Here is a 26,961-nt window from a genome sequence, read left to right on the forward strand (position 1 = left end):
TCAGCTTCACCGCCGACGACGGCAATGGCTCCACCGATCAGGGCACCGTCACTATCGAGGTGACCGGCACCAATGATGCGCCGACCGCCATTGACCTGTCCGCCAGCTCGGTGGACGAGAATGCCGCTGGTGCCGTCATCGGGACCCTCTCCACCACCGATGTGGATGCCTCCGACACCCACAGCTACACCGTCTCCGATGATCGCTTCGAGGTGGTCGAGGATGGCTCCGGCAATATGGTGCTGCAATTGAAGGATGGCGTGGCGCTTGATCACGAGAGTGAACCGACGGTCACCCTCACGATCACGACCGACGATGGTCACGGCGGCACCTACAGTGACGACTTCACGATCAATGTCTCGAACATCATGGAGGGTGTCACAGCATCTGACGAGAATGGCACCACAACTGAGGATGATGTTCTGAACTCTGTTGCTCATGCCAGCAGTGCGGATGGGGCCAACATGACCTATGTTGTATCGTCCCAGCCAAGCGAAGGCAGCGTTGTGATGCAGCCGGACGGATCCTATACGTTTAATCCGGAAAATGACTTCCAGGATCTCGCACATGATGAAAGCCGGACAGTTTCGTTTGAATACACTGCCACGGATGCCAATGGGTCTACTGACACCGGTACAATAACCATTCTGGTACGCGGCACCAATGATGCGCCGACCGCCATTGACCTCTCCGCCAGCTCTGTCGATGAGAATGCCGCTGGTGCCGTCATCGGCACTCTCTCCACCACCGATGTGGACACCTCCGACACCCACAGCTACACCGTCTCCGATGATCGCTTCGAGGTGGTCGAGGATGGCTCCGGCAACATGGTGCTGCAATTGAAGGATGGCGTGGCGCTTGATCATGAGAGCGAGCCCAGTGTCAATATTACGGTGACCACCACAGACAATGGCGGCCTTTCTCACAGCCAGTCATTCACCATCGCCGTCAATGACCTCAACGAAGGCCCAAGCCTTGGTGCATCGGGTTCGTACAACTTCCTCTATAACGGCAGTTTCGAGATCTTCAACGGCGGCGTTCATGGGGGCGGGGATGGCACCGGATGGTATGTAGATGCCTATATCGATGGCTGGAAGCAAAGCGACATCGATATTCACGAAGCTGGCCATTTAAATCTCGGCGCAACCGATGGCGCTTACCATGTCGACCTGGCAGAAACCTCAAACGGCACCTTGAGCCGAGAGATGGAGGGCCTTGAAGATGGCTCGACCTATAGCCTGTCCATTGATCTCAAGTCCCGCGGTGCTACCGGCGACGGAATATCCGGCACGGTGGAAGATGCTCTCGGGCAGAGCATCGTGCAAGTCGTCTGGAATGGTGAAGTCATTGCAACCATCGACCCGGCAGTCGATGGTTTCGGGTGGCATACCTATACTCTGGATCTGACGGCGGGGTCTGGCGATGGCTCCGACACCATCACCTTTGTCGAAGTCGGTTCTGAAAACAGCTTTGGCACCCTCATCGACAATGTCCAGATTACTGACAGCGATGGCTATGGTGTGCTCGAAAACGAGACTGGAGCGGAGATCGCCGTCCTCAGTGTTGCAGACCCTGACGCTGGCGACAGCTTCACCTACACGGTCAGCGACAACCGCTTCGAAGTCGTATCCATCGACGGGGACACCGTGCTCAAGCTCGTTGACGGGGTCAGCCTCGACTATGAAACTGCCTCCCATGTCTCGGTGGATGTGACCGTGACCGATAGTGGCGGGCTTTCCGACACCCAGACGCTGGACATCCAGGTTGGTGATGTTGATGACACAGCGAGCTATCAAATGATTACCGGCAATGACTATGGCAACACCCTCAATGGTACCAGCGGAGACGACAATATCTCGGGTCTTGGCGGCAACGATACCATCAACGCCTACGCGGGGGATGATCTGGTCTATGGCGGAACCGGTACTGACACAATCAACGGCGGCGATGGCAATGATGACATCTACGGTGGTGCGGACAACGACACCATCTCCGGCGGGGAAGGCAATGACTTCATCAACGGCGAAGACGGGGCTGACACCATCTATGGCAACGCCGGGTCGGATTCGCTGCATGGTGAGGCCGGAAACGACTGGATCTATGGCGGTGATGGTGGCGACACCATCTATGGCGGGGAAGACAGCGACGTCCTCTTCGGCGAAGCTGGCAACGACAGCATCTATGGCGGTTCAGGCAATGACTATCTCATCGGCGGCACCGGTGACGACTATCTCGTCGGCGGAGAGGGTGACGACACCTTCTATTATCTGGTCGGCTACGGCAACGACGTCATTGATGGCGGTTCGTCCGGCGACTGGACCGACTCGCTGGTGATCCTTGCTTCGGATGGTTCAGATACGACCAGCTACGGCACCGACTGGACCATCACCCTGACCACAGGCACCGCAACCATGGTCGATGGCAGTGATCAGATGATCCTGTCGGATGATGCAACCGGCACGATAGATTTCAGCGATGGCAGCCACATCGAACTTGAGAATATCGACCGCGTATCTTGGTGATTATACTTACAATACAACCAGATATTCCGCAGGATTCTGCGGAATATTTTTGTGTGACTGAGCGAGCAGGGATTAACTCTATCTTAGAAACGTTCAGCTACATTCGAACCTACAAAAGAAGAAAAAAATGAGGCGCCGATGTTAAACAACATAACAGACCTAGCCCGAGAAAAATCCAGCGACAAAAGACGCGAGCTGCTCGGGCGAGTAGCCGATCTGTTTTTTGATGGTGCCGAGAATCACACCGAGCAGGGCACACTTATCTTCCGCGACATTGTTCTGAAGATGCTCAACGATGTGAAACTTGACGGTCGCGCAGAATTTGCCAACAGAGTCGCCCGGGAAGAACGCCTCCCCGCAGAGGTGGCACTGCAGATGGCACATGACGATGTTTCCGTGGCAGGACCGATGCTGCAGCACAGCCCGGTGCTGACGGATGACGACTTTGTCAAGCTCTCCCAAACCCTGCCGGAAGAACATCTTGAGAGCATCGCGCAGCGCGAGAATCTCAGCGGTACGGTAACCGATGCCCTGATCGAGAACGGCACACGCGCCGTCTGGCACAAGGTCACCCAGAACAAGGGCGCAGAGATCACTCCCAAGGGTTTCAACACCCTTGTAAACAATGCCGATGGCGACGAGATACTCCAGATCAACCTTTCTTCGCGACCGGACATCACCGAGGACGCAGCAAAGCGGCTGTTGCCCCTGTTGCCACCGGAAGGCAAGGCGCGTCTGGCGCAGCTATTTGCGGAAAACTCCGATATCGCCAACACCCTTATCGACAACGCCAGACAGGCGGTCAGGGATCAGACGGCTCCGGGACGCCAGAAACGTCTTGAGGCCAAGCTGGTCATTGCGGATGTCAAGGACGGCAAGCTCGACATGTCGGATGGCCTCATCCAGCTGGTTGAGACCAACCGCGGACCGGACATCGTCATGTTTCTGTCAGCGATGACGGATCTGGAAGAACCGATCGTCTCAAACGCGTTGTATCAGGCCAATGACGAACCGATCAGCCTGTTGTGCAAATCCATTGATGTCAGCAATTCCGCCTTTGCCAAGCTCATGGGGCTGAAGGCTGACAAGCTCAACCGGGGGCTGGCCGACACCGGACGAAGCGTGGCCCATTACAAGGAGCTGGACATTTCATCGGCCCAGCGCGCCATGCGTTTCGTTTACATGCGCAAGAGCCTCAACGGCAAGAAGGCGGGCTGACCCGGGCGGGGTCTGGCCCTTGCGCCAACACTCAAACGCATCAGTCGTCAAAAAGGGTGGTCAAGGACCGCCCTTTTCATTCTTGAGGCATAAGGAGCGTGCCTGTCAGACGGTTTGCGCAGGTTTTCCTCTCCCCTCACGTGGACAGAAGTGCCTGGCAAGACGCGCAGAGAGGCCACAGAAGCCTTGCAGTCGGCAGGCCTTTTGCGTTACTGATGGCCGGAGTTCACATCCGCTTTCAGACAGGCATCCATCCATGATCGTAAAATCCGAAGAACAGCTTCAGGGCCTCAAGGCCTGCGGCAGGGCCGTTGCGCGTGCTATCCGTGAATTGGGAGCCGCCCTCGAGCCGGGTATCACATCGAAGGAACTGGATGATCTTGCGCGCCGTATTCTGGATGAGGAAGGGGCGGTGTCTGCTCCGGAATCCGTTTACAAGTTTCCCGGAGCCACCTGCATTTCCATCGAACCGGTGATCGCCCACGGCTGGGCGGACAGCCAGACCGTGAAGCCCGGAGATCTGGTCAATATCGACGTCTCCGCCAGCAAGAACGGCTATTTCACCGATGCCGGGGCGACCTTCATTGTTCCGCCAGTGGTGCCGGAAAAGCAGGCCCTTGTCGAGGCGGCCAGACGGGCGCGGGACAATGCCATTGCCCTGGCCCGTGCCGGGCAGTCGATGCAGGTCATCCCCAGGGCTTTCGACAAAGAGGCAAAGGCCGGTGGTTATACGATCATCGAGAATCTACTCGGTTGCCACGGCGTTGGCTCCACCCTGCATGACCGGCCGGAAATCTATGCCGTGCCAGATCGGCGCGATCAGCGCAAGCTGCAGGAGGGCATGGTGATTGCCGTCGAGCCCTTCCTCTCCACCGGCGCAACCTATGCCGCCGATGGAGAGCGGGAATGGGAGCTGTTCACGCCCGGATGTCTAACCGCGCAGTTTGAACATACGATTGTCATCGGCAAAAAGGGACCGATCATCGTAACCCTTTGAGGAGATCAGCTATCCTCCAGCGCATGCTCAAATGCGTCGGCATGGGTCAGATTGCCCTTCGGGGGGACGCCCTGAAAGACCATGCGCTGGATAAGGGATGGGTTGAGCGACTTGTAGCGCAACCGCCCGTCGCTCCTGAAACCGAGGCGCCCGTAGTAGGCAGGGTCGCCAACCAGCGTGCAGCCGTTTGCCCCAAGCGCCCGAAGCCGGCGCAGCCCTTCTCCGATCAGTGCCTTGCCGATGCCCTGACGCTGCTTGCCCGGCGCAACCGAGATGGGGCCAAGGCAATACCATTTGTCTTCCCCGCCCTCGATCTTTATCGGTGAAAAGGCGATGTGGCCAACCACTGTACCATCGTCGTCCATGACCAGCGAGATCGCAAGATCTCCATCGGTACGTAGCTGGTCGATGATTCTGCCTTCCGATCCGTTGCTGTAGGGAACCGGTGCGAAGGCTGCCTCGGTCAATGAGCGTATCGCATCCGCGTCTCCGGGGGCTTCTTTGCGAATGAACATGATAAATCCTTCCTCCCGCTCATGAAAACTGGCGTGATTATGCATTGCAAAATAGGGGAGCTTTCGTAAGGGAAACTACCTGAGCGAGCCGAAGCGACTTTGGCACCTTTTCATTATCGATTCTATTCTGCAAAAGGCGCAAATAGCGAAAGGCAGATCGAGGATCGCGAGGCCCCTGCACAAGACGGAGTATGAGCCTGAGCCGAGGTACCAGAAGGATAGCCCCGAGGCTTGCATGGAAGGGCAGTGGCGCTTGGTTTGGCCAAAAAGAAAAGGCCCGCCGATCGACGGGCCTTTCCGAAAGTTTTCCAGATAGGATCTGGTCTGCCAGACTTAGGCTTTCGAGACTTAGGCTTTCGGGCCAGCAGCCTTAACAGCGTCGTCGACGTGCGGCAGGTAGTATTCGAAGTTCTTGACGAACATGCCAGCCAGCTTGGTAGCCATGGCATCGAATGCAGCCTTGTCAGCCCAGGTGTCGCGTGGCGTCAGCAGGGTGGTATCAACGCCAGGAACGGATACAGGAACCTTAACACCGAAGACTTCGTCGGTACGGAATTCCATGTCGTTCAGGGAGCCGTCCAGAGCTGCGGTCAGCAGGGCGCGGGTTGCTTTGATAGGCATACGGGAACCGACGCCATAAGCACCACCGGTCCAACCGGTGTTAACCAGCCAGCAGGTAACCTGATGTTTTTCCATCATTTCACGCAGCAGGTTGCCATACTCGGAAGGATGACGAGGCATGAAAGGAGCACCGAAGCAGGTGGAGAAGGTAGCTTCTGGCTCGGTAACGCCTTTTTCCGTACCGGCAACTTTTGCAGTGTAACCGGACAGGAAGTGGTACATAGCCTGTTCCGGGGTCAGTTTTGCGATCGGAGGCAGAACACCGAAAGCGTCAGCAGTCAACATGATGATGTTTTTCGGCTGAGGAGCGCGGCCGGTTTCCGAAGCATTCGGGATGAAGTAGGTCGGATAGGAAACGCGGGTGTTCTCGGTCTTGGAACCATCCTTGAAATCAGGCTTATCGGTGATTGGATCGATAACCATGTTTTCAACGATTGCACCGAAGGTGTGCGTGGTTGCAAAGATTTCCGGTTCGGCTTCAGCAGACAGGTTGATGGTTTTTGCGTAGCAGCCACCTTCAAAGTTGAACACGCCGTTTTCGCCCCAGCCGTGTTCGTCGTCACCGATCAGGGTGCGGTTCGGGTCAGCAGACAGGGTGGTCTTGCCGGTACCGGACAGGCCGAAGAAGATAGCGGTGTCATCATTGTCGCCAACGTTTGCAGAGCAGTGCATTGGCATGATTTTCTTTTCAGGCAGCAGGTAGTTGAGCGTGGTGAAGACAGATTTCTTGATTTCACCAGCGTAGGACGTACCAGCAACCAGAATGATTTTCTTGGTCAGGTTCAGCGCGATGCAGGTTTCGGAGCGAACACCGTATTTTGCAGGGTCGCAGAGGAAGCCCGGGAAGTCGATAACAGTCAGTTCCTGAACGAAATCTGCCAGGTCGGCATATTCCGGACGGATCAGCATGTTGCGGATGAAGTGAGACTGCCAAGCCAGCTCGGTAACGATACGGGTACTGATGCGGTGATCAAGGTCAGCGCCGCCGTACAGGTCCTGAACAAACAGCTCTTTGCCTTCTGCATAAGCCATCATGTCTTCATAGAGAAGATCGAAAGCTTCAGGAGTCATGGCTTTGTTGTTGTCCCACCAGATGGTGTTTTCGGTGGTAGCGTCGCGAACAGTATGCTTATCCTTTGGGGAACGGCCGGTATGTTTGCCGGTATCCACAGCAAAGGCACCGCCGTCGATCAGACGACCTTCTTTGCGAGCCAGCGCTTCTTCTACCAGTTTAGGAAAACGATAGTTGTAATGAACGCCAGCGAGATTGCGAAGACCGAGTTTGTCAACGCCATTGGATTCGTTCCACGTGCCGAATTGTTTCACTTTTCAAGCCCCTTGAGACACACTTAGGTTGTGGGAAACTGACAGTAGCTGTCAGCCCGGCCAATGCCTGAATGACGTTGGCCGGAGGTTCGCGCAAAGGCCTGCAGAAGTCGATTTAAACCGTCGGATTGATCCGCTCTTCTGTCTTTCTCTACCTCCTGTGGGGCTGCTTTGCCTCGTCCTCTAACTCCCGGCAGCAGCGCCGCAACAGTCCTTTTGTCGAACTCGCGCATTTCATACCGACCCCTTCAGGGTCTGTCGTTGATATTTCGCAAAGTCGGTCATGAACCCGTCCCGTGACCGCTCCCTCTTATCCCAGCATCTTTGCAATTGATAGCTGGTCTTATTGAGGGGGGGCGCAAGGAGGCAATTCTTGTTAAAGTTGCGGCCCATCTACCACTAAAGTCGAAAACCGCAGAAATCAGGGCTTTATGACAGAGCCCCCGAATTCGATACCTATCTGTGAACAAATTTCAGTTGCCACAATTTTGCAGCTTTCCAAATTTAGTCCTGCAATGGATGAGGAGAGCAAGGCTCGCGCGCAAATCGGGCGGGACAAAATTTAAATCGATGAAAATCGCTTTTTTGGACCGATTGGGATGATTATCCTGTGAATTACACGGGATAACCATCTGCCGCCTGTGACAGGCTAGCCTTGGCGTTCCACTGTTTCATGCCTAAATTGGGCTGGTAAAGAGCAGAGTGGCGGAAGTCGAGGGCCTGAGGCATCGGCCAGACATGGGGATGATTGCCGTTTTGGGTCAGGATGCCCCGAAAGCGGGTCTTTATAACGAAACAGTGCGCATTTATGGTGCTTGTGTTCTTGCCAGTCTGATACGATGGCTTCGCATGAAGGACAGAGAAGGAAAGGAAACGGCATGGCAACGATTGCTCTTGTCGACGATGATCGCAATATTCTGACGTCGGTGTCTATCGCACTGGAAGCGGAAGGATATAAAGTCGACACCTACACGGACGGTGCATCCGGTCTTGAGGGACTGCTGCACGCACTGCCGGACCTTGCCATTCTTGATATCAAGATGCCGCGCATGGATGGCATGGAGCTTCTGCGCCGCCTGCGCCAGAAGACCGATCTGCCTGTCATCTTCCTGACATCCAAGGATGACGAGATCGACGAACTGTTCGGCCTGAAGATGGGCGCGGACGACTTTATTCATAAGCCCTTCTCCCAGCGTCTGCTTGTCGAGCGCGTCAAGGCGGTTCTGCGCCGGGCCCAGGCACGGGAAACGGCTGTCAAGACCGGCGCCACCACTGCAAAGTCCGATTTGCTGGAACGCGGTCTATTGGCCATGGACAGGGAACGCCATACCTGCAACTGGGATGGCAAGCCGGTCACGCTGACGGTTACCGAATTTCTCATTCTCTATTCTCTGGCTCAGCGTCCCGGCGTCGTCAAAAGCCGCAACGCCCTGATGGATGCTGCCTATGAGGATCAGGTCTATGTCGATGATCGCACCATCGACAGCCACATCAAACGCCTGCGCAAGAAATTCAAGGCAGTTGACGACAGCTTCGATATGATCGAAACACTCTATGGCGTGGGCTATCGTTTCAGGGAAGAATAGACTCGGGCCCGTCTCGGGGTATCTCGGGGTGCCTTGGGGCGGATCGAGACAGTCTGGAGACGGTCTGGTTGTCGCAAGGCCCCGAAGCGTCAAAAGGCTATGGGTCGCGAGAGACCGGACGGTTCGGTTCAACGTCCTGCAAGTGAAAATTGGCGGCCGGGTGCCGGTCGCCTCCGGTTTGGCCGGACGGAGTGGTCGCCAGCGGGCAATGGCCGCTCCGAACTGTTGAGAGATACATGCTGTTGCGGAGCAACCAGAAAAAGGATCAGCCGAGAACCTCGCCCCAGAAGGGGCGTCGCAAGACAGTCATGTCACGGCGCTTGAAGCTGATTCTCGGCCGCCTGTCCAACACGGCCGCCTTTTCCTCGCTCACCCGCCGCATCGTCTTTCTCAACGTCGCCGCTCTGGCGGTGCTGGTGCTCGGCATTCTGTATCTCAACCAGTTCCGCGAAGGGCTGATTGACGCCCGGGTGACCTCGATGCTGACGCAGGGCAAGATCATTGCCGGTGCGGTGGCTGCCTCTGCCGCCTCCGATACGGATGCGATCACCATCAATCCCGAACGGCTTCTGGAACTGCAGGCTGGCGAAAGCTTCTCGCCGGCGGACGATACCTTCAGCTATTTCGAATTCCCGATCGACCCCGAAAAGGCCGCCCCGATTTTGCGTGCGGCAATTTCGCCGACCGACACGCGGGCGCGGATCTACGATCTGGCGGGCAATCTGGTTGTCGACTCCAGTCAGCTTCATTCGACGGGCATCCTGCGGTTCAACCTGCCGGAACCCGTGACCGAGCAATCCGACAGCTGGAGTGATCGCTGGGCGCGTTTCATCAGCTGGCTGCGTCAGGCGGACTTGCCTCTTTATAAAGAGATGGCCAACACGGACGGTCGCGGCTATCCCGAGGTGGCCAAGGCGCTGGACGGCTCATCGGCCTCCATCGTCCGGGTCAATGAAAAGGGCCGCCTCATCGTCTCGGTGGCGGTTCCCATCCAGCGGTCGCGCATCATCACCGGTGCATTGCTGCTATCGACACGGGATGGCGACATCGACAAGATCGTCGAGGCCGAGCGCTGGGGCATCCTGCGCGTTTTCCTGATTGCCGCGCTGGTGACAGGAACCATGTCAATTCTGTTGGCTGGCACCATCGCCGGTCCGGTACGCAAGCTGTCGGAAGCGGCCGAGCGGGTGCGTCGCGGCGTCAAGGACCGCGAGGAAATTCCGGATTTCTCGGATCGCAAGGACGAGATCGGCCAACTCAGCCAGTCCCTCAGGGACATGACCAACACGCTCTATCAGCGCATGGACGCCATCGAGGCCTTTGCTGCCGATGTGGCGCACGAGCTGAAAAACCCGCTGACCTCCCTGCGTTCGGCGGTGGAAACCCTGCCGCTGGCCAAGAAACCCGAATCGCGCGAGCGGCTGGTCAGCATCATTCTGCATGACGTGCGTCGTCTGGACCGTCTGATTTCCGATATTTCCGACGCCTCGCGACTGGATGCGGAACTGGCGCGGCAGGAATCGGACGAAATCAATCTGCGCGCCCTTCTGGAAACCATCGTGTCCATTCAGGACGAGATCGGCTCCAAGAATGGTATTCGCGTGCGGCTTGATCTGGACAAGGGCGTTGAAGAGCCCCACAAGGCCGAAAAGGCTGACCGTCACGACAAGGCAGGGCCGGACAAGCTGTTCCACGTGAGGGGCAACGACAGCCGGCTTGGACAGGTCTTTGTCAACCTTGTCGACAATGCCCGCTCCTTCACACCTGAAGGCGGTGAAGTCAGGGTGCGCCTCATTCAGGTTGCCCACTGGGTGGAAGTCACGGTTGATGATGATGGACCAGGCATTCAGGCCGAAGATGTTTCCCGCGTCTTCGAGCGCTTCTATACCGACCGTCCCCAGAGTGAGGAATTCGGGCAGAATTCCGGCCTTGGCCTGTCGATTTCCAAGCAGATCGTTGAAGCCTACCACGGCACCATCGAGGCCTCCAACCGCACAGCTCCGGTTGGGGACGCAGACCATGACGCCTCCGAAGAGGATGGTGACCGCAAGGATGTGACCGTGCTTGGTGCCCGCTTCACCGTTCGCTTCCCGGCGGTGCCGCAGAGTGCGACGAAAAAGCCCGAGCCAAAATCGGATCAAACTGTCTAGACTGGAATTGGCTTGTTGCGACCTGGGGAGGAGTCTGATGTCATTATATTTTGATCGGCACAGAGAGCGGACCGGCGACGGACCGCTCTTCGATTTGCCCAGCGATCTTGATCCCGACTGTCCGAGGCAAATCATGCATGCGGCGGCTCTGGTCATCGGCCCCCATGGCATCCTGCTGAATGGCGAGAGCGGTTCCGGCAAGTCGCTGTTGCAGCGAAGCCTGAGACGCGAGGCGCAGGCCCTTTCCATCAACTCGGCGCTTGTCAGCGACGACTATGTCCAGCTGGTGTGTGTTCCCGCCAAGACCGAGGGTGCCTGGGCACCGTCTGTGGCCGCAGAAGCGGGAGATGAGGCAGCAAATCAGGTGAGTGGCGAAGGATATCAACTGCTTGCTTTTGGTCCCACGGCGACCCGCGGATTGCAGGAAGTCCGCGGTCTGGGCATCATTTCGGTTGGCCCGGGGCGTTTTGTCGATCACGCACCGATGCATTTGCTCGTTGATTTGTGCGACCCGAATGACATAGAACGGATGCCTTCCCGTGAGCAGAGGACACGGACCTGTCTTGACCAGCCGATTGCCCATTTGTCGGTTCCAAGGCATTCGGTCGTCGAAGCCATGGATATGATATTCGCCCTTCTATCCACATGGAAGGAACCGCTTTAGGGGTTTGGCTTGGACTTTTGGGCTTGCGTTCGCCTAACGAGTGGTCATGATAGGCGATACTTCAGCTTCGGGAGATGGTCCGCCTCATTGCCGGACTGAAAGTAAGAGAAGCCGTGTGGCTTCACCAAGAAGGAGAGCAGAGACATCATGATTGGTCTTGTCCTTGTAACCCATGGTCGATTGGCCGAGGAATTCCGGGCGGCGTTGGAACATGTCGTCGGACCTCAGCAGCAGATCGAGACCATCTGCATTGGTCCCGATGATGACATGGAACAGCGGCGTCAGGATATTCTCAATGCGGTTGAAGCGGTCGACAGCGACAAGGGCGTCGTTCTGCTGACAGACATGTTCGGTGGCACGCCATCCAACATGGCGATTTCGGTGATGGACGAAAGCCGTATCGAGGTTCTGGCCGGTGTCAACCTGCCCATGCTGATCAAGCTGGCCAGTGTCCGGGCTGATCGCACTCTGGACGAGGCTGTCAACGAGGCTTGTGACGCAGGCCGCAAATATATCAATATCGCAAGCAAGCTGCTGTCGGGCGAATAGCCCCGGAGCTTGCGCTGTCTGCATGGACGGTTGGCTGACAGCGGGGCTGAGATGGTAAATGAACCGTCAAGATTTTCATGATATGCATTGAATAAAATGCACCCAACCCAGCTAGAAAGATAACGGTTTCCGTGTCCCAGGTTTCAGTTTCAGACCGACTGATCATCAAGAACAAACGTGGCCTGCACGCCCGCGCTTCAGCAAAATTCGTACAGTTGGTTGACCGGTTTGACGCAAGGGTCTCTGTTTCCAAGGATGGCCAGACGGTGTGTGGCACGTCCATCATGGGCCTGATGATGCTGGCTGCGGCTCCCGGCTGTGCCATTGATGTCGTTGCCGAGGGCAATGATGCCCAGGCAGTCGTCGATGCGCTCAATGCGCTGATTGGCGACCTGTTCGGCGAGGGCGAATAGGACTTCTCTTTCCGGATTTGAGCCTTGCAGGCTTGCGTCGCTGAACGCGGGCATAGCAAAGCCGTGCCTTCTTTTGGCCACATTCCCCCGTCTGTCCAAAACAAAGTCAATAAAAATCAACAATTTCCTCGCAGTGTAAACTGTGTCAGGGAGCGATTTGGGGTGCCAGTATTTGTGCAGATGAAGACTTGCGCCACAGCGCGAAAGGCCCCGAAACGGGATTCGGGACAAGCATCTGTAAAAATAAATTTTCCTGAAAAATCAATATTATTAAAGACGTTTAAAAGAATTATTATAATAAAAACGAACAACATGATAAAATTCAAGATTATCTAAAAATCTTATGAAAATAAAAATTTCATGAATGGCGATCCGCTAGATCGAACAACCATTTTCATACGGATATTCCATTGACGAATGGTGGCGGTAATTGTTAGATTTGCGCGCGTAGAAAAATCTCGACCATTTGTCGGTCTGTATTGACTGATTTTTAGGGGCGAGTTGTGAATTTTATTCTTTTTGTTCGCCGCGCACGTTCATGTGCTCGGCGGTGTGAAGGCGGGCCGGTCACAGAGCCGCGCCGCAAGAATTTGCAGATCCGGCGCGACGGCTTTGAGCCAGACTGCGCCAAGTTCGAACGAAATTGAATCGCTACTCTTGGAGGTAGACTATGAAACGCCTATTGATCGCTGCCCTTGTGGTAACTGGCTCGGCCATTTCCGCGCAGGCAGCCGACTGTGGTTCGGTGAAGATCGCCGACATGAACTGGAACTCGGCCACCCTGATCGGCAATATCGACCGTATTGTCCTGGAACACGGCTTTGGCTGTGAGGCCGAGATGGTTCCTGGCGATACCATGCCGACCGGCGCGTCCATGACCGAAAAGGGCGAACCTGACATTGCACCCGAATTCTGGTCCAATTCCATGCGCGAGGCCATCGACAAGGGTGTCGCCGAGGGGCGTCTGGCGATTGCTGGCAAATCCCTTTCCGACGGCGGGGAAGAAGGCTTCTGGGTGCCTGACTACATGGTCGAGAAGGACCCGAGCCTTGCCACCATCGAAGGTGTGATCAAGAACGCCAAGCTGTTCACCCATCCGGAAGATCCGGAAAAGAGCGCCTTCTATGGCTGCCCGGCTGGCTGGAACTGTCAGATCAGCTCCGGCAATCTGTTCCGTGCCCTGAAACTTGCAGATGCCGGGTTTGAAATTGTCGACCCGGGTTCAGGCGCAGGTCTCTCCGGGGCCATCGCCAAGGCCTATGAACGCAAGGAAGCATGGTTCGGCTACTATTGGGCGCCAACCGCCGTTCTTGGCAAATACAAGATGACCAAGGTCGACTTCGGCTCGGGCATTGACGAAGACATGTTCAAGGGCTGCATCACGCAGGAAGACTGCATGGATCCGAAGCCGACCATGTATCCGCCTTCTCTGGTGCAGGTTGTCACCACCGGCGAATTCGCCAAGTCTCACCCCGAGATCATGGATTTCCTTGGCAAGCTTTCCTTCAAGAACGCCCAGATGAACGAGCTTCTGGCCTGGATGGAAGACAATCAGGCCGACGGTGAAATCGCGGCAATCTACTACATGCAGAATAACGCCGACCAGTGGACCAAATGGCTGCCGGAAGACATCGCCGCCAAGGTCAAGACGGCCGTCGACGCAATGTAATCTGGCCAGATCTGGCAAATTGTTTCCCCGGGCGGTTTCTGTCGCCCGGGTTCTTTCGTGAGGGGTCTGCTTTTCTCCCCGGGCTGCTTGGCGGGGTAGAGAAGACAATGTGTTTAAGGAAATCGAGGTGGCGCTTGCCGGAAAACGGATCGATAAGAACAATATCCGCCGTCTCGAGAGAAGAATAGGAGACACTATATGGCGGATGCGTCATGGCTAACGAAATTTCCCCAGCTGGATCGCCTTGATCTGCTGGCTATACGAAAAACGCTCGATGGGGCCTACAAGGCGTTCTCGCGTGAATACGGTGATGTGATTGAGGGCTTTTTCCATCCAGTCCTGTCTTTTCTGGTCTGGTTCGAAAAACTTCTGATCACAACGCCCTGGCCGATTATCATTCTGGTCATCGGGGCCATTGTCTTTTACGCCAGCCGGTCCTGGAAACTGCTCGTCGGTGTCGTGATTTCCCTGTTGCTGGTGGGCTATTTCGGCATGTGGGAAGACACCATGTCGACGCTGTCGATGATCACAGTCTGCACGCTGATCTCGATTCTGCTCGGCATTCCCGTTGGCATTGGCATGGCGCGGTCCGACCGTTTCCAAAAAATCATGACCCCCATCCTCGATGTGATGCAGACAATGCCGGCTTTCGTCTATCTCATCCCGGTGGTCATGCTCTTGGGGATCGGCAAGATCCCCGGGCTCATTTCCGTGGTGATCTATGCCATCCCGCCAGTGATCCGCCTTACCAACCTTGGTATCCGACTGGTTGACAAGGAGGTACTGGAAGCGGCAACGGCCTTTGGTGCCAATGGCTGGCAGCGCCTGTTCAACGTGCAGATTCCGCTGGCAATGCCGAACATCATGGCCGGTATCAACCAGACCATCATGATGGCGCTCGCCATGGTCGTTGTTGCCTCGATGATCGGGGTGAAAGGCCTTGGTCAGCCGGTTCTCAAGTCGATCCAGAATCAGTATTTCACGCTCGGTCTGTTCAATGGTCTGGCAATCGTCGCTTTGGCCATCATCTTCGACCGGGTCTCCCAGGCCTATGCCAAACGAAGCCAGAAGCACATGAAGGGAGCCCACTGATGAGCGATACACTGATTGAAGTCAAAGGGCTCTACAAGCTGTTCGGCCCCGAACCCAAGGTTCACATGCCGCTGGTGCATGAAGGGCTGAGCAAGGACGAGATTCTCGCCCGCACCGGCCACACGCTTGGCCTCAAGGATATCAACCTGACGATCAAGGAAGGCGATATCTCGGTGATCATGGGGCTGTCCGGTTCGGGCAAGTCGACCCTCATCCGCCATTTCAACCGGCTGATCGAGCCAACCGAAGGCCAGATTCTCGTCGGTGGTATCGACGTCATGACCCTTTCGGCCAAGGAGCTGGAAGAGTTCCGGCGCCACCGGATGTCCATGGTGTTCCAGCGCTTCGGCCTGTTGCCACACCGCACGGTGCTCGACAATGTCACCTTCGGACTGACCATTCAGGGCGTCAGGAAGAAGGAAGCCAACGACCGTGCCGTGGAATGGCTGGAAACGGTGGGGCTTGCAGGCTATGAAAACCAGTATCCGGCGCAGCTTTCCGGCGGCCAGCAGCAGCGCGTCGGCCTTGCCCGTGCTCTTGCCACCAATGCCGATATTCTGCTGATGGACGAGGCCTTCTCGGCACTTGATCCGCTCATCCGCTCCGAAATGCAGGACCAGCTGATCGAGCTGCAGGACAAGCTGCAGAAGACGATCATCTTCATCACTCATGACCTCGACGAGGCCCTGCGTCTGGGCAACAACATCGCCATTCTGAAAGACGGCGAGCTGGTGCAGGATGACAAGCCTGAAGAGATCCTGCTCAACCCGGCCACCGACTATGTCGAGGCCTTTGTCCGTGACGTCAACCGCGCCCGGGCGCTGACCGTTGAAACCGTCATGCAGCCGCAGGGCTTCCGCATCACTGCAACCACGATCGAAGGTGCCCTCAAGCAGATGCGGGCGCACAAGGATGACTATGCCTTCCATGTGACGGAGGATGGCTATCAGGGCATGCTCTCGCAGGAGAGCCTTGAGGAATATTATCAGGAAGACAAGACGGCGGCGCTCAGTGAAGTGCATTACGAGGATCTGGAACCGATTGCGCCAGATGCTGCACTGGAGGCTGTGCTGCCTGAAACACTGGCGTCGGACTATCCGGTACCCGTGGTCAACGAGGAAGGCGACTTCATGGGGAGCCTGTCGCGCGATGCCCTTGCCGAGATTCTGAGCCCGGATTCGTCCAGCTCCGAGGGTGGAAACGATGGCGCCAAGCCGGAAGAGGCAGACGAAGAGAATAAAGCATCGACGACAAGGCATTCATAGCCACAGATGCAATAGAGGCGGCTCCACTCCAGCAAGATGAAGCCGCCTCCAAATGTATAGGCCCGCCCTGAGAAACTGGGCGGGCCTATAGTTTAGCGTTCATTCCAAGGCTGTGCCGACCGCCTATTTGATGGCCCAGAGGGTGACGGAACCGGACACCTCGTTGGCAACAGCGATCATCGGCTTGCCATTGGGGCTGTCCTTGCCATCAATGAACTTGATGCCTTCCGGCGCGATGTCTCCAGCAGTCAGCTTTTCTGACTCGCCATCGAGCTTGACGTTGCTCGCATAGGTAACATAGGAAGCCTTGGCCGGGTCGGTGATGTCATAGACAACAATGCCGCTCATGCGCTCCAGACCAACAAAGGCATAGAGCCTGCCGTCGATTTCGGCCAGTTCCAGCGCTTCCGGCTCGGTGCCCTTATCGTCGGAACGACTGTCGAAGCTTTCAACGGCCCCTTCACTGTTGAAAGCGGTCGGCTGCAGTTCGGCCATCTTGGCTTCGATTTCGTCTGCGGAATCGAACACCATCTCGCCAGCTTCGTTGAAGATCGAGAAGGAGCGGCCGCCGTAGCCATAGAGCACGTCAAAGTCACCATCACCATCGGTATCGCCCTGTGCGGTGGTGATTTTCAGGCGGCCAAGATTTTCCTTCTTCTGCAGCTCTTCGGCATTCGGGAAGGCCGTCGGATCCAGCTTGATGTCCTTGACTCGGGCTTCTTCGGAATAGCCGTCATAGTCGCGACTGTCGCCTTCGTTCGACATAACCACATAGTTGACGCCATCCTTCGTGAAGGCCTTGACGGTGTCCGGCATGCGGAAGGAAAGCACCGGCCAGTTCTTGCGGTTGATGCCGCCATCCTTGTCGGACAGATCGGCCTTGACCTTGGAATAGTCCTGGAAGCCGAGCGAGAAGACCTTTTTCAGCGCGGCGGTTTCCGTGTCGATCACGGCAATGGCGTTGCTTTCCTGCAGGGAGACAAAGGCGGTCTTGCTGTCGGGCGTGATGGCGACATATTCCGGCTCGATCTGCTGCTCGAAGGAAATGCCCTCCGGAGCGGCGGTGTGGAAGTCGGCGCCGAAATCGTCTGCCTTCAGATTGGCGAAGGATACGGTTTTCACTTCAAGCGACGGGATGGCGACGATGGAAACGGTGCCGACAGGATCGGTCTTGAAATCGTCAGACGGTTCGCCTTCGTTTGCAACCATCACGAATTCACCGTTTGGCGAGAAGACCACACAATCCGGCAGAGCGCCCAGTTCGACGTCGCCAACCAGCGTTCCATCGGTCTTGTAGACGACCAGTTTGCCGTTGGCTTGCTTGTCCTTGTTCTCGACGGCGATGGCAACATAGTCGCCATGAACATCAACAGAATTTGCACCCTTGCCGAAATTCGTGACGTTCAGTTCGCCGGACTTTTCGATCTTCGATGGATTGGAGATGTCCAGCACATCGATTGCCTTGTCATGGCCGTTGACGACATAGAGCTTCTTGCCCACTTTGTCATAGGCGACAATCTCGGCCGCGCCTTCGTCGAACACCTTGTTTTCATAGCTGGCGATCGGCTCAAGGGTGAGCGCGGCGGCTTCAGAGGCGGCTGGCAGGGCAAAGCAGCTTGCAAGAAGCAGCGCCCGGGAAACGGATTTGAACATGGAATCCTCCTGGATGGCTGATAATCTGCGAGATGCTTTAGCGAAGGCAGATGACAGCCGGATGACTTCCCCAAAGGGGCATCCCATGTGTTTTCTCGGCAACCGGCCCGCGCGAGATTGGGTAAAGGCCCTGAAAGTCACTGTTTTTGTCGGCCAAACAAGATTTGCAGAAGGGATCGCTTTTCCTTGTCCCCGGACAGATATAAAAGGAATGGAATTCGTCGTCAGTTTCCGGAGAATGAAATGTGTCGCTGGGTCGCATACAAGGGGCAGCCTGTTTTTCTCGAGCATTATGTGACAACTGCGGATCACTCGCTGATCCATCAGAGTCTGCATGCCGAGCGCGGCAAGACCGTCACCAACGGCGACGGGTTCGGGATCGGCTGGTATGGAGCCAAGGAAAATCCGGGGCTCTATCGGGAGATCCTGCCTGCCTGGAACGACACCAATCTCAAGAGTCTGGCCGCCCAGATCCAGTCGCCGCTGTTCTTTGCCCATGTCCGCGCCTCGACCGGCACGGCAACCAACCGCTGCAACTGCCACCCGTTTGCCTATGGCAAATGGATGTTCATGCACAATGGCCAGATCGGCGATTATCATCTGGTGCGCCGCGAGCTCGAGACCCAGTTGGGCGACGCCTATTATGAGCACCGGTTTGGCAGCACGGATTCGGAGCTGTTGTTCCTGCTCGCCATTCAGGAGGATCTGCAGTCTTGCCCGGTGAAGGCGATGCGCACGGTTCTGAACCGCGTTCACAAGGCGATGAGGGACAAGGGGATCGACGCACCGCTGCGGTTTACATCCTGCCTGTCGGACGGCAAGCGCCTGTGCGGCTTCCGCTGCTCAACCGACCATCATGCCCCGTCGCTCTATTACCGGCGCTATGACAATGGCGATGTGGTGCTGGTGTCCGAGCCGATCGACCGGCAGTCGGAATGCTGGATCGAGGTGCCGCAGGATCAGGCAGTCTGTTTCAAGGCCGATGGCAACATGTCCCAGACCGAAATGCAGATCCAGTAGGCGGTACCGATACAAGGCCTACCTGCCGGCGACACTCAAATTGGTCAGTTGAAGAGATTGAGTTGGGTCCACTGATCCTTGGGCACTTCATCGCCCTTGGTGAGGCTGAGCTTGAGGACCTCCATCTGGTCTTTGCTGGTGTTGCACAAATAACTCACCTTGTACCAGCGCCCGTTGCTCCGGTAGGCCGCGCCGTCGGCCGTCACCGTGTTGTCATCGATCTGCGGGCTGGAAAAGGTGTAGTCCACCAGGCGATCCGCATCGAGTTTGCCCATTGCATCCATGTTGCAGACTTGGACCATACGTTCCTGCGGCGCCATGTCCTTGAGCCAGTTGCGCACCTTGCTGTCCATCGCATATGCGGTTAGCGGGCAGGAACTCGCGACGACCAGAAACAGCGCGAGCGTGAGTTTTCCGGTTTGGGATTTCATTCCGTTGACCTTTTGGTTCTTGTCATCTTGACGGGGAGCTCCAACCGAATGGCTTCGGGAGCGTAGCAAGCCTGGTGTCGGTTTGGGACCGGTTTGTTTCACTTTGAAAACACACCAAGCGGCAAGACCTTATGTGCCTTTCAAATACGTTCAAAGTTTGACAAATCACCCCGCAAGCAGCATCAAGGCTAGTGGTTAATATTTTGTTTACCATAAAATCTGCCCAGTCCGAGATAGCTGTGTACCCCACAATTCAAGGCCTCCATGTCTGGTTGCAGACCGCCGCAAGGCGCGGTATTGATTAACTCATATGCTAATATTCCAGTTTGGTTTCCACGACACGATTGGTCCACCCTGCCCCGCCTCCTTGGGACGTGAGCATGATAACAAGCGCCTATGGCCAGCCCCGAACAGCAAAGACAGTTGCGACAGGCGGGTCGGCACAGCAGGGTCAACCCGAAAGGCCACGAAAGGCACGGAGAGCGATTGCGATGAAACAAGTCAAGATTACCTATATCGGCGGCGGCAGCCAACAATGGGCACTGCGCCTGATGGCCGATCTGGCCCTGTCCGACAAGCTGACCGGCAGCCTTGTTCTCTATGATATCGACCATGCTGCCGCTCTGAAAAACAGGGAGATCAGCGCCCGGATTTTCGACAAGCCCGGCGCGCGCAGCCACTTTACGGTAGAGGTTGAAGATAGCCTTGATGAGGCTCTCGAAGGAGCAGATTTCGTCGTTATCTCAATTGAGCCGGGGCCAACAGAGAAGCGCTTCATCGACCTCAAGATTCCGGAGAAATATGGCATCTACCAGACGGTTGGTGACACCACCGGTCCGGGAGGCATCGCCCGCGCCATCCGTTCGATCCCGTCCATGGCCGAGTTTGCCCGCCATATCATGGCCGTCTGCCCGGATGCGTGGGTGATCAACTATACCAACCCGATGGCCTGGTGCACCGGTGCGCTCTATGCCGCAGAGCCAGACATCAAGGCGCTTGGCTGCTGCCACGAGGTGTTCCACACCCAGGAGATGCTGGCCAAGTGGATTGCCGAGACCTACAAGGTCGATCTGCCGAGCCGTCAGGACATCAAGCTCGACATTTCCGGCGTCAACCATTTCACCTTCGCCACCGATGCTGTCTGGAAGGGGCGCAGCATTCTGACCGAATTCGCAGCTGCCATGACCGAGGGCGAACCGGAAAGTCTCAGCCGGATTGCCCTTGAGCGCGAGGCCAAGGAAGAATGGTTTACCTCCGAGTTCAAGATCGCCGAGGATTTCCTCGCCCGCTTCGGCGTACTGGGCGCTGCCGGAGACAGGCATCTGGCCGAGTTCGTGCCGTGGTATCTCTCGTCAAAGGCAGAGATCAACAGCTGGGGTGTTTGCATGACGCCCTATGAATGGCGCATCAAGCGGGCCAACAACCCCGATGAAGCCCGCCAGAAATATCTCGAAGAAGATCTCGCTCCCTCGGGCGAGGAAGGCGTGCTGCTGCTCGAAGCGCTGGCTGGTGCCACCGACGAGCTGGTCCGCACCAACTTCAACATGCCCAACATGGGGCAGAACCCGGATGCGCCGGTTGGTACCATCGTCGAGAGCTATGGCCTTATTTCCAAAAACAAGGTCGAGCCGATCGGCTGTGGCATCCTGCCAACGGCAGTTCAGGCGCTGGAAGATCGCGTATTGGAAATCCAGCAACTGGTGCTCGATGGCGTGATGAACCGGGACAAGGAGATGATCTTTGCCGGGTTTGCCATCGATCCGCTCAACACCGTCAGCCCACGGGCTGCACGGGCGATGTTTGACGAGATCTGGTCTGCACTGGCGCTTGACTGGTAGGAGCCGTATCGTCTATTCCCCAATGGCCTCGCTCTGATCGTCGAGTGTTCGCGGCGGGGCGGGGCTTTTTCATGCCCCCTTCCCGCGCCATCCCTTCCCTTGCCATAGGTGCTTCATGCCGACCTGGATTCTCATCACCATCTCCGCAGCCTTTCTGCAGAATATCCGTTCGGTCTTGCAAAAACACCTCAAGGGCGCGCTCAGCACAACTGGCGCGACCTTCGTGCGCTTTGCCTTCGGGGTGCCGTTTGCCCTGCTCTATCTGTTCGGCTATGCAGGGCTGAGCGGGGCGACGCTGCCGTCCTTCAACGGCCCGTTCCTGTTCTGGGTGATGGTGGCGGCGCTGACACAGATTGGCGCACAGTTTCTGCTGGTGCATCTGTTTTCCTTCCGCAACTTCACCGTCGGAACCGCCTACAGCCGGACCGAACCGGCGCAGGCAGCTCTGTTCGCCTTCCTGTTCTTTTCCGAAACCATCAGGACATCGGCGCTGGTGGCCATCGGCGTGGCCGTGTTCGGGGTGATGCTGATCTCGGTTGCCCGCACGACGCTATCGGTGCGCACACTGATCACATCCACCTTCTCGCGCACGGCGCTGATCGGCCTTGCCTCCGGCTCGCTGTTCGGCGTGGCGGCGGCAGGCTACAGACAGGCGTCGCTATCGCTGGTGCCGGACATGGTCGCGCCGGATTACATCTTGCAGGCCAGCTTCACGCTGGCCACTGCCATCCTCATCCAGACCGTTCTGATGGGCCTCTGGATCACGGTTCGAGAGCGCGAGGAATGGGGCCGCGTGGCGCGGGCGTGGAAGCCATCCCTTGCCACCGGCTTTGTCGGTGCGTCGGCCAGCTTTGGCTGGTTCATGGCCATGACCCTGCAACAGGCCGCCCTTGTCAAGGCGCTGGCGCAGGTGGAAATGCTCTTCACCTTCGCCTCGTCGGTCTTCATCTTCAAGGAAAAGATCAACCGGCTGGAGCTGATCGGCTGCGGGCTGATTGTCTGTGGCGTGCTGATTCTGGTGCTGGGGTGAGCAGGCTTGAACTTTGATTAAAGAATGACTGCTCTGCCTCCGGTTGACCTACTCGCAAAATCTGCACTTACAAAAGATACCTCAAAATTCACTATTCCAGTTTTAGTGCTTTCCAAGCTGCCTTGCACTTTTGTTCAAAGTTAGGATATTGAATTCTAAGAGCTAAGCCAACAATCGGGGCCAAACCAATCGCAAAGTTGTATCGCATCTCTCCGATTGTTAGCGATGACCCAAATCTACAAACGACTCCAAAAGAGCCATAGCATACTTGTAGCCCGCCATGTCCAGCCACTCCCTCATTCCTCAATAGAGCGGGAAGCACATCGATAGCAGGATCTCGATCAATGAAGAGTTGTATTGGATTAATCCGCGACATCCCTATAGCAAAGTCGCAGATAATCTTAAACCGTGGGCCATTTGACTGCGCTATCTGACAGGCCAATTGCTTCGCAAAAAAGCGATATAAATCAAGATAGTTGTTGGTATTTTCTGACCATTCTGGCTTAGAAAATAAAATCTTTGGATCACTTCCGCACGCAACCACTTCTGAGGCCATTTGATGAAATTGGTCGAAGGCTTTGTCCGCATTTTGTGTCTTTAGCGAATTGCACTTAACACATACAGGAGCCGAGAAATGAAACGCTTTTGACTTTGGACCTTGCGCAAACTTGGGCTTACTCCTACCATCAAAAGACCCAATCAACATAGGCTCAATACCAAATTGCTTTCGCAGTTGGGATGCCTTGATTTTGTGCTCTCCTGATAAGTGACTGCGTGAACCACATAAACAACAAGCAGTACTGTCATACGGTTCAAAGATTTTCTCCATTCCCCCCATCATTGCTTCCATCCTCATCCGTGCCCGCACAACGACCACAGCCTACTCCCCGATCTCCCAGCCATAGGCCAGATTCTCCGAGCGCCACATGGGGCCGGGGTCGGTGTAAGCACCGATTTTCCTGCCGCCCATGGCTTCATAGAAGCGAATGGCCGTATGGTTATCACGGACGACGGCCAGAGCCGCTCGATCAAACCCGGACTTGGCAAGTTCCGCAAAGGCAAGAGCCGCCAGCTTGCGGCCAAGACCCGTTCGGCGAGCCTTGGAGTCCACATAGAGATGCTTGATTTCGCCTGCATCTCCAAAGACTTCATGGCTCGCAGGACCGAAGGCGACGAGGCCGACAACCTCTCCCTGCCGTTCGGCAATCCATGTCTGCTGCCCCAGCTTGGGCTGGGACAGGCTGGCTTGCCAGGAAGGGCGGCGACGGGCCTCATCAAGGGCGTCATAGGCCGCTTCTGGCGCCATCGTGCGATAGGTTTCACGCCAGAGGCGAACATGGAAGGCCACCACGGCATCAAGATCAGCGCTGTTCGCTGGGCGAATGAGCGCGGTGGCGCTGGCCATCAATGCGCCTCGTCCCAGTTGTCGGCGGCGTTGGCATCGACCTTCAGCGGCACACTCAGCTGCAGGGCGGGCATCGGTGCCCCTTCCATGATGGTGCGGACCACCTTGATGGTGTCGTCGACCTCGACCTCGGGCACTTCGAAGATCAGTTCGTCATGCACCTGCAGCAGCATGCGGGCCGATGACCCGGCTTCGCTGAGGGCGTCTTCCATGCGTACCATGGCGCGGCGGATGATATCTGCTGCCGAGCCCTGAATGGGGGCATTGATGGCGGCGCGCTCCTGAAAGGCCTTCATGTTGGGGTTTTTGGAATTGATCTCGGGATAGTGGATCTTGCGACCAAAGATGGTCTCCACATAGCCCTGCTCACGGGCTGACTTCTTGGTGGCCTCCATATAGTCGCGGATGCCGGGGAAGCGCTCGAAATAGGTGTCGATATAATCCTTGGCCTCGGTGCGGGAGATGCCGAGCTGGTTGGCAAGGCCAAAGGCGGAAATGCCATAGATGATGCCGAAGTTGATCGCCTTGGCCCGGCGGCGGGTGGCAGCATCCATCTCGGCAAGCGGCACGTGGAACATTTCCGAGGCGGTCATGGCGTGAATGTCGAGGCCGTCTTCGAAAGCTTTCCTCAATTGCGGGATATCGGCCATATGGGCCAGTACGCGCAGCTCGATCTGGCTATAGTCGGCAGAGACCAGCTTGTTGCCCGCCTCGGCGATGAATGCCGTGCGGATCTTGCGGCCTTCCTCCGTGCGCACCGGAATGTTCTGCAGGTTCGGGTCAGAGGACGACAGACGGCCGGTGCTGGTGGCTGCCAGCGAATAGGAGGTATGGACGCGCCTTGTCTCGGGGTTGATGAAGGTCGGCAGGGCATCGGTGTAGGTGCTCTTGAGCTTGGAGAGCTGGCGCCATTCCACCACGCGGCGCGGCAACTCGTGGCCTTCGGCGGCGAGATCTTCCAGCACGCTGGCCGATGTCGACCAGGCCCCGGTCTTGGTTTTCTTGCCGCCGGGCAGGCCCATTTCGCCAAACAGGATATCGCCGAGTTGCTTGGGGCTGCCGATGTTGAAATTCTGGCCGGCGAGCTGGTGGATTTCCTCCTCCAGCCGGGCCATCCCTTGCGCGAATGTGCCGGACAGCTGCGACAGGATCTGCCGGTCGACCGATACTCCGCGCGCTTCCATGCGGCGCAGCACCGGCAGCAGCGGCCGCTCCAGCCGTTCATAGACCGAGGTCATGCCATCGGCGGCAAGGCGCGGCTTGAGGATCATCCAGAGCCGCAGGGTGACATCCGCATCCTCGGCGGCGTAAGGAGTTGCCTTTTCGATCTCGACCTTGTCGAAGGTCATCTGCCCCTTGCCACTGCCAGCCACGTCCTTGAAGGCGATGGGCTTGTGGCCAAGCCACAGCTCGGAAAGCTCATCCATGCCGTGGCCGTGCTTGCCCGCATCGAGCACATAGGACAGCAGCAGGGTGTCGTCGATGGGGGCGACTTCGATATCGTAGCGCGAGAGCAGCAGGGTGTCATATTTGAGATTCTGGCCGATCTTGAGAATCGAGGGATCTTCCAGCATGCCCTTGAGAGCCTTCACCGCCTGCTGAAGCGGAATCTGGCCTTCCACCAGCCCGCCGCCGAACATGTCGCCTTCGCCGGACATATGAGCAAGCGGAATGTAGCAGGCCTTTCCCGGCTCGGTTGCCAGCGAAACGCCGACGAGATTGGCCTGCATGGCATCAAGGCTGTCGGTCTCGGTATCCACCGCCACCTGGCCGATGCGCTTCGCCTCATCAAGCCAGGCCTGCAGCTCCGCCATGGTGCGCACGGTCTGATAACTCTGGTTGTCGATCGGCAGGGCAGCGACATCGGCGGCCATCTTTGCCGCGAGGTCGGCAGGGGTCGGATCTCTGCCATCATCCACCGCATCATCACCCGTGCTGGCGGTGGCAGGGGCTGCAGCTTCCCAACCGGCAACCTCAAGGCTGGCCGGTTCTACCTCGGCGGCCTCTGCCCCCGTGGCTTCGGCAACGCGGCGGGTGAGCGTGGTGAATTCCATGGCCTTCAGGAAGGCGACCAGCTTGGGCCCTTCCAGATCACAGCAGGCCAGAGCATCAAGGCCCAGCGGCAGTGGCACATCGCGCTTGAGGAACACGAGTTCCTTCGAAATACGGGCCTGTTCGGCAAATTCGATCAGATTTTCGCGGCGCTTCTTCTGCTTGATGCTTTCGGCCTGAGCCAACAGGGTTTCCAGATCACCGAATTCATTGATGAGCTGGGCGGCTGTCTTGATGCCAATGCCTGGCACACCGGGCACGTTGTCGACGGAGTCGCCAGCAAGCGCCTGCACCTCGACCACCTTGTCCGGCATGACGCCGAATTTCTCGACCACCTCGTCTGCGCCGATCCGCTTGTTCTTCATGGTATCGACCATTATCACACCGGGGCGGACGAGCTGCATCAGGTCCTTGTCCGAGCCAATGATGGTCACGTCGGCACCTTCGGCCAAGGCCTGCTCGGAATAGGTGGCGATGATGTCATCGGCCTCATAGCCTTCAAGCTCGATACAGGCGATGTTGAAGGCCCGCACGGCATCGCGGATAAGCCCGAACTGGGGCACCAGATCCTCCGGTGCTGGCGGGCGCTGGGCCTTGTACTGATCGTAGATCTTGTTGCGGAAGGTGTCGCCCTTGGCGTCGAAAATCACCGCCACATGGGTCGGGGTCACGCCAACGATGCCCTGATCTCCGTCAGCAATCAGCTTCCAGAGCATGTTGCAGAAACCGGCCACCGCACCAACCGGCAGACCGTCGCTCTTGCGCGTCAGCGGCGGCAGTGCATGGTAGGCGCGGAATATATAGGAGGAGCCGTCAATCAAAAAGAGATGCGGTTTTTCAGCCATCGATACCATTCCCTCATGCTTATGTGCGATGCCGCCTGGTCGACGCGTCCCTCCCCGCGGAGAAACGCGAACAAACCATGATCATAATTCCATCCGACCT

At 56.9% G+C, this 26,961-nt stretch carries 21 protein-coding genes; 14 read left to right on the top strand and 7 right to left on the bottom strand.

Going from position 1 to position 26,961, the window contains the following annotated elements:
* The 3 genes from DSL70_RS21655 to map all read left to right on the top strand — a co-directional run.
* Positions 1–2,522 (top strand): Ig-like domain-containing protein (locus DSL70_RS21655; protein WP_162916985.1); only part of this gene is annotated, 2,522 nt, incomplete at its 5' end.
* 138 nt (positions 2,523–2,660) lie between these two features.
* Complete coding sequence (locus DSL70_RS21660; protein ID WP_119310073.1) at positions 2,661–3,740, top strand: DUF2336 domain-containing protein; 1,080 nt, start codon at positions 2,661–2,663, stop codon at positions 3,738–3,740.
* A gap of 256 nt (positions 3,741–3,996) precedes the next feature.
* Complete coding sequence (gene map / locus DSL70_RS21665; RefSeq protein ID WP_119310074.1) at positions 3,997–4,737, top strand: type I methionyl aminopeptidase; 741 nt, start codon at positions 3,997–3,999, stop codon at positions 4,735–4,737.
* Between the two features lie 5 nt (positions 4,738–4,742).
* Here the strand turns inward: map and DSL70_RS21670 are convergent, their stop codons facing one another.
* Positions 4,743–5,252: a GNAT family N-acetyltransferase gene (locus DSL70_RS21670; RefSeq protein ID WP_119310075.1), complete on the bottom strand. Its 510-nt coding sequence runs from the start codon at positions 5,250–5,252 to the stop codon at positions 4,743–4,745.
* A 348-nt stretch (positions 5,253–5,600) separates the two neighbouring features.
* Positions 5,601–7,199 (bottom strand): phosphoenolpyruvate carboxykinase, encoded by a 1,599-nt coding sequence (locus tag DSL70_RS21675; RefSeq protein ID WP_119310076.1) that lies wholly within the window; start codon positions 7,197–7,199, stop codon positions 5,601–5,603.
* An 878-nt stretch (positions 7,200–8,077) separates the two neighbouring features.
* Here DSL70_RS21675 and DSL70_RS21680 point away from each other — a divergent pair.
* The 8 genes from DSL70_RS21680 to DSL70_RS21715 all read left to right on the top strand — a co-directional run bounded on the left by DSL70_RS21680 (position 8,078) and on the right by DSL70_RS21715 (position 16,587).
* Complete coding sequence (locus tag DSL70_RS21680; protein ID WP_119310077.1) at positions 8,078–8,785, top strand: response regulator transcription factor; 708 nt, start codon at positions 8,078–8,080, stop codon at positions 8,783–8,785.
* Between the two features lie 236 nt (positions 8,786–9,021).
* The gene (locus DSL70_RS21685) at positions 9,022–10,935 is read left to right on the top strand and encodes a sensor histidine kinase (protein ID WP_119310078.1); all 1,914 of its coding nucleotides are present in this window, start codon (positions 9,022–9,024) and stop codon (positions 10,933–10,935) included.
* Between the two features lie 37 nt (positions 10,936–10,972).
* Positions 10,973–11,599, top strand: coding sequence for an HPr kinase/phosphorylase (locus DSL70_RS21690; RefSeq protein ID WP_162916986.1), 627 nt, complete (start codon positions 10,973–10,975; stop codon positions 11,597–11,599).
* A 147-nt stretch (positions 11,600–11,746) separates the two neighbouring features.
* Positions 11,747–12,148, top strand: coding sequence for a PTS sugar transporter subunit IIA (locus DSL70_RS21695; protein WP_119310080.1), 402 nt, complete (start codon positions 11,747–11,749; stop codon positions 12,146–12,148).
* 131 nt (positions 12,149–12,279) lie between these two features.
* Positions 12,280–12,561 (top strand): HPr family phosphocarrier protein, encoded by a 282-nt coding sequence (locus DSL70_RS21700; protein WP_119310081.1) that lies wholly within the window; start codon positions 12,280–12,282, stop codon positions 12,559–12,561.
* 670 nt (positions 12,562–13,231) lie between these two features.
* Complete coding sequence (locus DSL70_RS21705) at positions 13,232–14,230, top strand: ABC transporter substrate-binding protein (protein WP_119310082.1); 999 nt, start codon at positions 13,232–13,234, stop codon at positions 14,228–14,230.
* A gap of 198 nt (positions 14,231–14,428) precedes the next feature.
* Complete coding sequence (locus DSL70_RS21710) at positions 14,429–15,322, top strand: ABC transporter permease (protein ID WP_119310083.1); 894 nt, start codon at positions 14,429–14,431, stop codon at positions 15,320–15,322.
* On the top strand, positions 15,322–16,587 hold the full coding sequence (locus tag DSL70_RS21715; RefSeq protein ID WP_119310084.1) for a quaternary amine ABC transporter ATP-binding protein: 1,266 nt from the start codon (positions 15,322–15,324) through the stop codon (positions 16,585–16,587). Before DSL70_RS21710 ends, DSL70_RS21715 begins: the two co-directional genes overlap by 1 nt.
* Positions 16,588–16,710: 123 nt before the next feature.
* Here the strand turns inward: DSL70_RS21715 and DSL70_RS21720 are convergent, their stop codons facing one another.
* Positions 16,711–18,240 carry a choice-of-anchor I family protein gene (locus DSL70_RS21720; protein WP_119310085.1) on the bottom strand — a complete coding sequence of 510 codons (1,530 nt, stop codon included), beginning with the start codon at positions 18,238–18,240 and terminating at the stop codon, positions 16,711–16,713.
* A gap of 243 nt (positions 18,241–18,483) precedes the next feature.
* Here DSL70_RS21720 and DSL70_RS21725 point away from each other — a divergent pair, with 243 nt between their 5' ends.
* Complete coding sequence (locus DSL70_RS21725) at positions 18,484–19,260, top strand: class II glutamine amidotransferase (RefSeq protein ID WP_119310086.1); 777 nt, start codon at positions 18,484–18,486, stop codon at positions 19,258–19,260.
* Positions 19,261–19,304: 44 nt separating this feature from the next.
* Here DSL70_RS21725 and DSL70_RS21730 read toward each other — a convergent pair whose 3' ends face one another.
* Entirely contained in the window at positions 19,305–19,691 is a 387-nt protein-coding gene (locus DSL70_RS21730) for a DUF930 domain-containing protein (protein ID WP_119310087.1), read from the bottom strand.
* A 491-nt stretch (positions 19,692–20,182) separates the two neighbouring features.
* Here DSL70_RS21730 and DSL70_RS21735 point away from each other — a divergent pair, with 491 nt between their 5' ends.
* Together DSL70_RS21735 and DSL70_RS21740 are read left to right on the top strand one after the other, a co-directional pair.
* Positions 20,183–21,529 carry a family 4 glycosyl hydrolase gene (locus DSL70_RS21735; RefSeq protein WP_162916987.1) on the top strand — a complete coding sequence of 449 codons (1,347 nt, stop codon included), beginning with the start codon at positions 20,183–20,185 and terminating at the stop codon, positions 21,527–21,529.
* 115 nt (positions 21,530–21,644) lie between these two features.
* Positions 21,645–22,559 carry a DMT family transporter gene (locus DSL70_RS21740; protein ID WP_119310089.1) on the top strand — a complete coding sequence of 305 codons (915 nt, stop codon included), beginning with the start codon at positions 21,645–21,647 and terminating at the stop codon, positions 22,557–22,559.
* Positions 22,560–22,650: 91 nt separating this feature from the next.
* Here the strand turns inward: DSL70_RS21740 and DSL70_RS21745 are convergent, their stop codons facing one another.
* Genes DSL70_RS21745 through polA form a run of 3 tightly spaced genes read right to left on the bottom strand, consistent with a single transcriptional unit; the run spans position 22,651 to position 26,861 of the window.
* Positions 22,651–23,400: a hypothetical protein gene (locus tag DSL70_RS21745; RefSeq protein ID WP_119310090.1), complete on the bottom strand. Its 750-nt coding sequence runs from the start codon at positions 23,398–23,400 to the stop codon at positions 22,651–22,653.
* A 39-nt stretch (positions 23,401–23,439) separates the two neighbouring features.
* Positions 23,440–23,964: a GNAT family N-acetyltransferase gene (locus DSL70_RS21750; protein ID WP_119310091.1), complete on the bottom strand. Its 525-nt coding sequence runs from the start codon at positions 23,962–23,964 to the stop codon at positions 23,440–23,442.
* Positions 23,964–26,861, bottom strand: a complete 2,898-nt coding sequence (gene polA / locus DSL70_RS21755; RefSeq protein ID WP_119310092.1) for a DNA polymerase I — start codon at positions 26,859–26,861, stop codon at positions 23,964–23,966. The genes DSL70_RS21750 and polA overlap by 1 nt, the downstream gene beginning before the upstream one ends.
* Positions 26,862–26,961: the final 100 nt, after the last annotated feature.

This window comes from Cohaesibacter haloalkalitolerans, from assembly GCF_003574655.1.
Classification (GTDB): domain Bacteria; phylum Pseudomonadota; class Alphaproteobacteria; order Rhizobiales; family Cohaesibacteraceae; genus Cohaesibacter; species Cohaesibacter haloalkalitolerans.